Source organism: Streptomyces sp. NPDC047515 (genome assembly GCF_040643055.1).
GTDB lineage: Bacteria > Actinomycetota > Actinomycetes > Streptomycetales > Streptomycetaceae > Streptomyces.
On sequence record NZ_JBEYTM010000122.1, the window covers coordinates 1 to 6,202 of the forward strand.

Genomic DNA, 6,202 nt, shown 5'->3' on the forward strand with positions numbered 1-6,202 from the left:
CGAACCTCTTCCATCTCCTCAGGTGTCACACCTGAAAGAAGATCACAACCCTACTCCTGCTTGATCATCCGGGGTACCTAACAAAGCCCTACTAGCGGGCTCGAAGGTCGGCGGCATGCTCCAGCAGATCGGCCGCGACGAACGGCCCGTCACCCACGACACACTCGACGAACTGCCCACGAGCAAGGTCCTCGTGCATCTCCGCAGCGTCCTGGTCGCCACCGGCACCCTGCCATCCCGCGACGAACGGCTCGTCGCCCTGGAAAAGTGGATCACCACTACGGTCCAGGCCCGCACTGACCCAGCCGAGCGCCGGATCCTGCACGGCTCCGGCGGCGCCTCGGCGAGGAACACACCGCCCGCCTCCAAGATCTGTACGTACGCTGCCACGTCACCGCGGCCGACAACCTCCTCACCTGGCTTACCGGCGAAAGGTTGACGCTGGGGACCTGCACCCAGCCGGACCTGGAACGCTGGATGGCCGACCCTACAGTCAGCTACCGAGACGAGACCGGCCACTTCGTCCGCTAGGCAGTCAAGCACCGGCATGCCCACTCCTTGACCTACGGCACCATCCGCTGGACAGACCCGCTCAGCACCATCGACAGCGAGAAGCGCTGGGCCGACGCCAGGCGCCTCCTCCACGACGACACGCTACTGACCGCGGACCGAGTCGCCGGACTACTGCTGATCCTCTACGCCCAGAAGATCGCCACCATTAGCCAACTCACCACCGCTGACGTCGACATCAACGACAACGCCGTCGCGATGACGTTCGGGACCTCGCCAGTCGTCCTCCCCACCCGGTTGGCCAGCCTGGTCCGTGAGCTCGTCGCAACTCGTCGCGGCAAGGCCAAGATCGGCACCCCGGACGACGTCCCATGGCTCTTCCCCGGAGGACGCCCCAGACACCCCCTCGGCGACGATCGGATCGGCCAGCGCCTCCACAACATCGGGATCCAACCCAGACAGGACCGCTCCACCGCACTGTTCACTCTCGCCGCCGAACTACCCGCCGCCATCCTTGCTCGGATGCTCGGCGTCCACATCCAAGTCGCCGTCCAGTGGCAGAAGGCATCAGCCGGCGACTGGGCCGCCTACGCCGCCGACATCGCCCGCCATCCGAAGAAGGAGACTCTATGAGGCTTCGCCATCTTCGAACGGGCTGGTCGGAGGGGCTGGCGTGGGGGCTCTCCGTGGTGCCCGTGCTGGTCGTGGGTGGGAGCCTGCGGTCTTGATCGTCCGTCAGCGGTTGACCTCGAGGTTTGTCAGGACGAGCAGGGCTCGCAGGAGGTGGTGGCACGGCAGGGGTCGGTGCGGAGCTTGGTGAGGATCCGCCAGGTTTTGAGGTTGGCGAAGCCGTGTTCGACGGGGGCGCGTCCGGCAGCCAGGACTCGGTTGGCCTGCTTCTGACCGGGGGTGAGCTTGCGGGCGCGGGTGGCCTTGAAGCCGGTGACGATGACCAGGTCGTCGGGGTTCTTGGGTTTGTCCACACCGATGAAGCCCAGGTCGGCGAGGGCGCCGAGGCCGGCTGCCTTCAAGTGTTCGACGATCTTGTCGTGGCGGGCGGCAGTGGCGTCGTGGGTGCGGCCCGGCCGGGCCACGGAGATCCAGATCAGCTTGCCCCTCTCGTCGGTCAGGGCGAGGAAGTGCAGGCCGTGGCGGTGGTGCTTGCCGGAATAGTTCGGGCGGTTCGCTGTTCCGGTGCGGCGCCGGGTGGGGATCAAGGTGCCGTCGATCAGTACGACCTCCCCGCCCCGCCTGGCTATCTGGCGAAGCGCCCGGTCCAGGCGCGGGGCCTTCGCGGCGAGCAGGCCGATCATCTCGTCGCGCCAGCGCCGCAGGGTGGACTCAGGCACGTTGTTGCCACCGGCCAGGTCGAGCAGGCGCTGGTCGTGCCGCAGCATCGCCAGCTCGTGGACAGGTTCAGCCTGCACTGGTAGACAAGGGAGACGCCCTCGGCGGGCGCGTTGGCTTTGGTCACACAATCTCAACGACCGTCGCGGGCACCGCAGTTACGCTCCGCCCCGCGCGGCGGGACCGGTCACAGGCGTGCGGTGTAGCGGCCGTCGGGCAGCTTGCGCAGCCAGCCGCGCCCGGCGAGCTTGGACAGCTTCCCGCGCAGCGGCTCCAGCCTTCCCCGCACCGCGACCTCCAGCCCCAGCGCCTCGCCGACCTGCTTGGTCGCAACCGGGCCGCCCGCGTCGCGCACGATGGCCAGGATCCGCTGATAGTCCGGCGGCAGCGCGTCCTGGTCCACGCCGGGCCCACGGTGCGGGACCAGCAGCACCGCTCGGCCTGCCACCTGCGCCGCGGCTGGCTCGGCCGCCGCGCTCTCCACGGCGAGCTGTTCGGCCATCCGCTGCCAGACCCTTTCGGCCACCGCGAGCTCGTCGCGCTCGGACCGCACCTCCTCCAGCTGCTTGACCAGCCGGTCTTCCAGTTCGTCCAACTCCGCGCGCCGCGCGGCGATCCGTTCCGCGATCTCGGACTCCACCATGGACCGGACCGTAGGCGGCACCGGGCCCGCGATGCGAAGGAACCGGCGAAACCGTCCCGGCTGGCCCTGTCAGACGATCAAGACAGCAGACTCCCGCCCACGACCAGCACGAGCACCCCGGAGAACCGTCACACCAGGCCCTCCGACCAGCACGTTCGAAGATGGCGAAGCCTCATGGACTGGTGGGGCCTCAACGGCATCTTCTGACGCCGGTGCCCCCGGCGTCGCTCTATGGGATCATCGCCGGAAGCCTTCCTGTGCCGAGCGCGCCCTGACACCGGGAGGCGTCAAAGCGACACGGGGGAGCCGTGGCTGGTGGTCGGGCAGGCTCCGACGGGGCCCGAGTGGAGTGACGCCGCGTCAGAGGTGGCCGCTACCACCGCGACGGGTGAATCATCGGGGTCTGCCGAGCGACTCCCAATCCGACCATCCGCCGGTGGAGTCTGGCTGTTCCCAGATGTGCTGAAGGGTGCCGTCGGTGAAGGGGGCGAAGACCTCCAGTCGGCCGTCGGCGTTCTGAGCGACGGCCGGGTCACCTGCCAGGCTGCCTCCGAGCGTTGCCCACCCTGACCATCCGTCGCCGGGTGCGGTCATCCAAATGTGTTGAAGGGCCCCGTCGGGGGCGGCGGCGAAGACCTCCAGCCGGCCATCGGCGTTCTGGGCGACGCCCGGGTTGCCTGTCGAGCTGCCGCCGAGCGATTGCCATTCCGACCATCCGTTGTTGGGAGCGGTTTGCCAGACGTGGCCAACGGTGCCGTCGGTGCCGCGGGCGAAGACCTCCAGCCGGCCATCGGCGTTCTGGGACACCACCGGCCTACCTGCCAGGCTGGGGGTGTTGAGCCATCCCAGAGACGACCACCCACCGACGTGGGTCTGCCATTCGTGCTGCAAGGCGCCCTGGGGGTTGCGCGCGAAGACCTCCAGCCGGCCGTCCGCGTCCTGGCCGGCTGCCGGGGTGCCAACCGGGTCCAACATCAGGTCGTCCCAATGCGACCATCCGTTGCCGGGCTTGGTCTGCCAGATGTGCCAAATCAAACCGCCCCAGACAACGAAGACCTCCAGCCGACCATCGGCGTTCCGGGCGACCGCCGGGTCACTCACCGGACTACCGCCGAGCGACTCCCAACCCGACCATGCGCTAGCGGGGGCAATCTGCCAGATATGGTCGAGGGTGCCGTCGGTACCGTGGGCGAAGACCTCCAGCCGGCCATCGGCGTTCGGGACGACGACCGGGTCACCTGCCAGGCTGCCGCCGAGGGATTGCCAACCCGACCAACCGTTGCCGGGCTCGGTCTGCCAGATATGCCCCAGCGCGCCGGAAGGGGCGCGGACGAAGACCTCGAGCAGGCCGTTCGTGTTGCGACCGACCCAGGAGTATTGGGCACCCCACTCCATGCTGACTGTCGTAGTCATGAGACTCCCTGGATTTCTAGTCGCGGCTGTCTGCGTGGCGACTGGGGGACTCCGCTGCGGACTTGGCGCGGAGGTCTGGCCGGCGCCTGCCAGTTAGGCGCTTGCTTAGGATCGAGGCTGCGGCGAAAAACGGCAGCAGCGGTGCCGGGCAGCGCGCCAAAGAGGGCGGGCATCGCCGGGCATCGCCTTCGGTCTTGAAGCGCGCTGCCATACCCTCCCGCCCGCCCGTCCAACAGTCGAGGACCGCGCGGAACTCTGCTCTTCGTCTACGACGATAACCTGCACGCGGCTCTTGCGCGCGTCGGCCCTACACGCAGTACGCATCTACCCCACGGCCCTGTGAGAACCAGGACGGATTGCCATCCAGCGGGCCCCGAAGCAGCACGGCTGACCAACCCATTCGGACAGTTCCAACTACCCGACTCCACCGTTAATCGCGCTCGCGCGGCGGCATCCACGACCTGCTCGACTTCGAAACCGCCCGCAACGTCGCCGAGCAACTCCGCCAGGTCCACGAGGCCATCCAGGACGGCGAGGGCGTCTCGGGCCCCGCCGCGAGGCGTCTGATCAACGCCGCCGCCCAGGAACACCACCGCTTCGGCGGTCTCATCACCTCCGTTCGTCAGGCCAACGACCTGCTGGCCGACCCGACCCTGAACGTCTTCGAGAACAAGGAGGCATTTCTGTTCTGCAACTACGACCGGGCCAAAGCGCTCCGCCATCCCGGCCGCAACGCGAAGAGCGAGGCCCCCAGCCTGGACCGTTGCAAGGCCAACTGCGCGAACATCGCCCGCACCGACACCCACGTAACTCAACTCCGGGAGACCAAGGAGCGACTGGCCGAGCTGATCGAGGAGAACAAGCGACAGCAGGCCGAGATCGAGACATTCGCCCGCCTGGTGAACGTCCTCACCGTTGAGAACCACCAGCTCCGCGGCCAGTCGGGGCATAAGCGAGCCCCAGTGGTGGCCTTGCGCCCGGCCCCCGAGCCCGGCTCGTAGTTGCACCGCCTCGTTTCGTCCTGACCGCTGCGCGGTCAGGACGAGACCACAGGGCCTGTCGAGCACGAGCTCAATCAGAGGGCATCACGGGGGACCGCATGCCGAGCCATTGCTCGGCGTCCCAGGCATGGAACCGCTCTACCTCTATGAATCCCAGCTTCGCCGCGAGGCGCATCGAGCCGACGTTGGCAGTCTGGGTGTGGAGCACTACCGGCTCGCCGGGAAGGACGCCGTCGAACCAGTCGAGTGCCGCCGCGCACGCCTCGGCGGCGTATCCGAATCCCCACGCTCGCGGCAGGAACATGTAGCCGAGATCGACCTTCTGCGCAGCAGCCGGGCGACTGTGCTCCGGTGCTCTCCTGAGCAGGATCTGGCCGATCATCTCCCCGTCGAGATCAACGACGAAACTCCCGGGCCACCGCTCAGGCACCGCGGGCAGCCCGCGCTCAAGCTCTTCACGCGGGCGGGGGCCACCGAGGTAGGTGTGCACCTCTGGCGAGGCGAGCAGTTCGATGAACGCCGCACGGTCCCGGGCCTCGGGCTCACGGAGTACGAGCCTCTCGGTCCTGATCGGTGCGGGGGGCCAGGCGATGGGGCCGAGCTCAGTCATGTCGGCCAGCCAATCAGCACGCTCGGCAGCGATCAAGACTCGCAGACCGATCAAGCCACCGGCCCGGGCCCCATCCTCGCCAATGAGGCTCCGCCAAGCTCGTTTTCGCAGGTCAGTGGGGCTGGTGTGATGTTCCGGTGAGGTCCTCGCGCTGGCAGGCGGGGTGATCGTCGGGGCGAGATCGTCCGTCATCGCTGTACTTCGCTGTTCGTCAGGACGAGCAGGGCCCGCAGGAGTGTGGTCGCCTGCCGGGTGTCCGTGCGGAGTTTGGTCAGGTTCCGCCATGACTTGAGGTTCGCGAAGCCGTGTTCGTTGGCGGCGCGTTCGCGGCTGACCAGGCGGTTCGCTTCCTTCTCGGCGGCGGTCAGCTTGTGGTTGCGGGTGGCCTTGCGGCCGGTGATGATCACCGGGTCGCCGTCGGTGAGCGCGAGAAACAGCAGCCCATGGGCCTTATGTTTGCCGGAATAGTTCTTCCGGTCGTCCTTCCCGGTGCGGCAGTGGGTGCGGATCAGGGTCAATGCCGTTCAGTTAAGCCCTTCTGGGCTATCGTGAGGGGATGCCGCGTTCTGGTTGGGCGAAGCCGTCTTCTGATGTCCGGTTGTCGGATTTGGTGTCTGTGGGGTTGCTGACTCGGGTGTTTCCCGCGGATGTGGTTGACGCGGTGATCGAGGAGGCGGG

General features: G+C 67.7%; 8 protein-coding genes and 1 pseudogene. 3 read left to right on the forward strand and 6 right to left on the reverse strand.

The features are described 5' to 3' along the window. The first annotated feature begins 115 nt into the window (after window positions 1-115). Together ABZ826_RS38525 and ABZ826_RS38530 are read left to right on the forward strand one after the other, a co-directional pair. Window positions 116-439, forward strand: coding sequence for a hypothetical protein (locus tag ABZ826_RS38525; RefSeq protein WP_361459141.1), 324 nt, complete (start codon window positions 116-118; stop codon window positions 437-439). 119 nt (window positions 440-558) lie between these two features. Next, window positions 559-1,143: a hypothetical protein gene (locus ABZ826_RS38530; protein WP_361459143.1), complete on the forward strand. Its 585-nt coding sequence runs from the start codon at window positions 559-561 to the stop codon at window positions 1,141-1,143. Window positions 1,144-1,268: 125 nt separating this feature from the next. On the opposite strand, the gene ABZ826_RS38535 is transcribed toward ABZ826_RS38530, so the two are convergent. From ABZ826_RS38535 to ABZ826_RS38560, 6 genes are all read right to left on the reverse strand, one after another. Next, window positions 1,269-1,937, reverse strand: a complete 669-nt coding sequence (locus ABZ826_RS38535; protein WP_361459145.1) for a transposase family protein — start codon at window positions 1,935-1,937, stop codon at window positions 1,269-1,271. 107 nt (window positions 1,938-2,044) lie between these two features. Continuing rightward, window positions 2,045-2,500: a hypothetical protein gene (locus ABZ826_RS38540; protein WP_361459147.1), complete on the reverse strand. Its 456-nt coding sequence runs from the start codon at window positions 2,498-2,500 to the stop codon at window positions 2,045-2,047. A 393-nt stretch (window positions 2,501-2,893) separates the two neighbouring features. Continuing rightward, window positions 2,894-3,913 (reverse strand): hypothetical protein, encoded by a 1,020-nt coding sequence (locus ABZ826_RS38545; protein ID WP_361459149.1) that lies wholly within the window; start codon window positions 3,911-3,913, stop codon window positions 2,894-2,896. A gap of 266 nt (window positions 3,914-4,179) precedes the next feature. Then, entirely contained in the window at window positions 4,180-4,863 is a 684-nt protein-coding gene (locus tag ABZ826_RS38550) for a hypothetical protein (RefSeq protein ID WP_361459151.1), read from the reverse strand. 121 nt (window positions 4,864-4,984) lie between these two features. Continuing rightward, the gene (locus tag ABZ826_RS38555) at window positions 4,985-5,524 is read right to left on the reverse strand and encodes a GNAT family N-acetyltransferase (protein ID WP_361459153.1); all 540 of its coding nucleotides are present in this window, start codon (window positions 5,522-5,524) and stop codon (window positions 4,985-4,987) included. Window positions 5,525-5,712: 188 nt separating this feature from the next. Then, window positions 5,713-6,042: a transposase family protein gene (locus ABZ826_RS38560; protein WP_361459155.1), complete on the reverse strand. Its 330-nt coding sequence runs from the start codon at window positions 6,040-6,042 to the stop codon at window positions 5,713-5,715. Window positions 6,043-6,080: 38 nt separating this feature from the next. On the opposite strand from ABZ826_RS38560, the pseudogene ABZ826_RS38565 reads away from it, so the two are divergent. After that, window positions 6,081-6,202, forward strand: a pseudogene (locus tag ABZ826_RS38565) (IS4 family transposase); the annotation flags it as partial.

Excerpts from the sequence above, each read along its gene's own strand:
- ABZ826_RS38540 (WP_361459147.1), bottom strand. The coding sequence starts at position 2,500 with ATGGTGGAGTCCGAGATCGCGGAACGGATCGCCGCGCGGCGCGCGGAG.
- ABZ826_RS38525 (WP_361459141.1), top strand. The coding sequence starts at position 116 with ATGCTCCAGCAGATCGGCCGCGACGAACGGCCCGTCACCCACGACACA.
- ABZ826_RS38545 (WP_361459149.1), bottom strand. The coding sequence starts at position 3,913 with ATGACTACGACAGTCAGCATGGAGTGGGGTGCCCAATACTCCTGGGTC.
- ABZ826_RS38550 (WP_361459151.1), bottom strand. The coding sequence starts at position 4,863 with ATGCCCCGACTGGCCGCGGAGCTGGTGGTTCTCAACGGTGAGGACGTT.
- ABZ826_RS38555 (WP_361459153.1), bottom strand. The coding sequence starts at position 5,524 with ATGACTGAGCTCGGCCCCATCGCCTGGCCCCCCGCACCGATCAGGACC.